This is a genomic window from Pseudorhodoplanes sp. (genome assembly GCF_050250235.1).
In the GTDB taxonomy this organism is placed as follows: Bacteria; Pseudomonadota; Alphaproteobacteria; order Rhizobiales; family Xanthobacteraceae; genus Pseudorhodoplanes.
Genome location: NZ_JBFWPA010000306.1, coordinates 1 through 3210, shown reverse-complemented (window position 1 = coordinate 3210; position 3210 = coordinate 1). Strand labels below are relative to the sequence as shown.

The following is a 3210-nucleotide window of genomic DNA, read 5'->3' as shown; positions in this document are numbered from 1 at the left end:
ACATCTGGGCAAAGCGAAAGCTCATCGCCCTTTTGAACGAACAGAAGCAAGCCATCATCCACCGAGCCGTCACCCGCGGCCTTGATCCTAACGTCCGCCTCAAACCCTCCGGCGTCCCTTTGCTCGGCGACGTGCCGGACGACTGGGATTTACTTCCATTGAAACGGGTGGCGAAGATTCAGACCGGGATCACTCTGGGAAAACGCTACGAATCCCAAACACTTCAGGACAGACCCTATCTTCGAGTCGCGAATGTGCAAACTGGTCGCGTGGATCTGAGTGTGGTCAAGACTGTCGCTGTTCCAATGTTGGAAGCAGTCGGTGCCGAACTCATGGCTGGGGATGTTTTGATGACCGAGGGCGGTGATATCGACAAGTTGGGCCGTGGTTGTGTCTGGCGCGGCGAGATTGAACACTGCCTTCATCAGAATCATGTGTTCGCGGTTCGCCCGAAAGCTACCCGAATGATTCCGGACTATCTTGTTCTCTTAATGGTATCGCGTCACGGACGGTTCTACTTCGAGACTACGGCTAAGCGAACTACCAACCTCGCCTCCACAAACAGCACAACAATTGGAGCATTTCCGCTGGCATTGCCGCCTATTGTGGAACAGCAAGAGATTCTCACCATCGTAAAGCAGAACACCACGGCACTGGACGTCGCCACGGAACATATTCAGCAAGAGATTGCCCTATTGTGGGATTATCGCATACGCATCGCCTTTGCACTCGTATCTGGCCGCGTCGATATTCGTGACGCAATTGCGATGCTTCCGGACGAAGCTTATGACGAAGCTCCAGGCGACGACGTGGCAGTCGACGACAATCGGCCGATGGATGACGAGGATTCTGACAATGCTGCGCACGAGGAGATCGAGGCGTGAATGACCTTCTCGGCAAGCTTCGTAAGAGTCAACAACGTGGGAGCAAGCCACGTTGCCATTGGATCACTCATGGAACACCGGCCGAAGTGTCCGCTCGTCTGACGGCTCTTGCTTGCCCATTTGCCGAGGTTGCCAAGTCGGACCACTGGATGCCTTGCGGCTTTGACAAATTGTCCGAGGCGCAGTTCCACCGTGTGGCGAACCTTTTAGCCGAGGATCAATGTCGGCAAATACGAACCTGGTGGTTTCGCATCTACCGAGGCGGCCTCCAGACCTCACCTAGTTTTGACATCGCTAGCACTTGCACGGTGGATGGAACGTCGGGACTTTTACTCGTCGAAGCAAAGGCTCACGTTGGCGAACTGACGGGGGAAGAACGCGGGAAGCCCCTGAAGTTAGATGCCTCCAACGGTGGGAGGACTAATCATGATCATATTGTCCAGGCAATCGCCTGGGCCAATTCAATCTTTCATGACGCAACGGGGAAGACTTGGCAGCTATCGCGCGACAATCGCTACCAGATGTCAAACCGCTTTGCCATGGCATGCAAACTCACATCGATCGGCGTCCCAGTAGTGCTTGTCTATCTCGGGTTTTTAAACGCCAAGGACATGAGCCTTGGTGCTGAACGTCCGTTTGCAAGCAGTGACGAATGGAGGCACGCGGTCCTGACGCACAGCACGGCGATCCTGCCGACGGAGACTTGGGACCGCCGCTGGGAACTGCACGGCCGCACATTCGCGCCGCTGATTCGGTCAGTCGAGATTCCGGTCGATCGCCCGTGCGATTTGTTCAAAACTCAAGCCGGCGAACACAGCCCGCAAAGCGATACGGCACAACAAGTTGCGCCGGCGACATCCGGCCTCGACGAGGCTGCGCCAGACGATTCCAAATGCTCCCTAAATGGGAAACATGTTCTTGACGATAATATGGGAGCATGGTAACATTCCATGAGGATCATTTCACGGAAGAGACTGGTGGAATATTGGACACGCGAGCCCGCCGCCGAAGAGGAGCTAAAGGCGTGGTTTGCGGAAGCCAAGAATGCCTCCTGGTCAAATCCATCGGACGTCAAGGCGAAATATGGGAGCGCGTCCATTCTCAAGGATGGTCGCGTGGTCTTCAATATTTGCGGCAACAAATATCGCCTTGTGGTGTGGATCAACTACGAGTTCTTCACCATCTATGTCCGGTTCGTGGGGACGCACAAGGAGTATGACGATATCGACGCACAGACCATCTGATCGCAGGGCGAAGACATGTTAGCCAAGATAATCAAGACTGATGCTGAGCACGAAGAGGCTCTCGCCCGCATCGACGCCATCTTTGACGCCAAGCCCGGAACGCCCGCAGGAGACGAGCTCGAACTTCTCACTTTTCTTGTCGAGAAATACGAGGAGGAGAAGTTTCCGATCGGCCTTCCCGATCCGATTGCCGCCATCAAGTTTCGCATGGAGCAGCAAGGGCTTAAGCCGAAGGACTTGGTTCCCTACATCGGCAGCCGTGGCAAGGTCTCCGAAGTGCTCAATGGCCAGCGGCCTCTCAGCCTGACCATGATCCGCAATTTGGTGACGAAGTTCGGTATCCCCGCAGAGGTCCTTCTCCATGAACCTGGCGCTCAGTTACCGGCCAGCGATCTCGTTGAACTAGGCAAGTGCCTTCCGCTGGCCGACATGATCAAGCGTGGATGGTTTCACGACTTTTCCGGCACCGTCGGCGAGGCGAAGAAGCAGCTAGAGGACCTCATGGTGGGCTTCATGGGGCCGCTGCGAGGGAAGCTAGCTATCCCCGCACTGAACCGACAACGTGTTCGCGGAGGGTCGACGGCCAACGAGCATGCGCTTCTTGCCTGGCGAATCAGAGTCGCCAGCGAGTCGCTGCGCCGGACATTGCCAGAGTTCCAAAAAGGCTGCGTTACGGATGAGTTTCTCTCGGAGGTGGTTAAGCTCAGCTACCTCGATCAAGGACCGCTATTGGCCCGGGAGTTTCTCAACAAGAACGGCATCCACCTTGTAATCGAAAAGCACCTTCCGAAAACGTTTCTTGACGGAGCTGCGATTGCGCTGCCGGATGGAGCACGTTTGATTGCGCTTACACTCCGCCATGACCGCCTGGACAATTTCTGGTTTACTCTTCTGCACGAGTTGGCTCATCTTGCCTTGCACTTGGACAACAGCGATGTTGATGCGATCTTCGACAACTTGGATGAGTCCAGCACAGATTCATGGGAGCGCGAAGCAGACGCGAAGGCAAGAGAAGCTCTTATCCCAACAGATTCATGGAAAGCGTCTCGTCTAGCGGCAAATTTCTCGGTAGAGTCCGTGTG

At 55.2% G+C, this 3210-nt stretch carries 4 protein-coding genes; all 4 read left to right on the top strand.

Annotation, left to right across the window (positions count from 1 at the left end):
• Positions 1-884 (top strand): restriction endonuclease subunit S (locus AB7F49_RS39165; protein ID WP_428533372.1); only part of this gene is annotated, 884 nt, incomplete at its 5' end.
• Positions 881-1828: a hypothetical protein gene (locus AB7F49_RS39160; protein WP_428533369.1), complete on the top strand. Its 948-nt coding sequence runs from the start codon at positions 881-883 to the stop codon at positions 1826-1828. The genes AB7F49_RS39165 and AB7F49_RS39160, both read left to right, overlap by 4 nt.
• Before the next feature lie 33 nt (positions 1829-1861).
• Entirely contained in the window at positions 1862-2128 is a 267-nt protein-coding gene (locus AB7F49_RS39155; RefSeq protein ID WP_428533366.1) for a type II toxin-antitoxin system HigB family toxin, read from the top strand.
• A 15-nt stretch (positions 2129-2143) separates the two neighbouring features.
• Positions 2144-3210 (top strand): helix-turn-helix domain-containing protein (locus AB7F49_RS39150; protein ID WP_428533363.1); only part of this gene is annotated, 1067 nt, incomplete at its 3' end.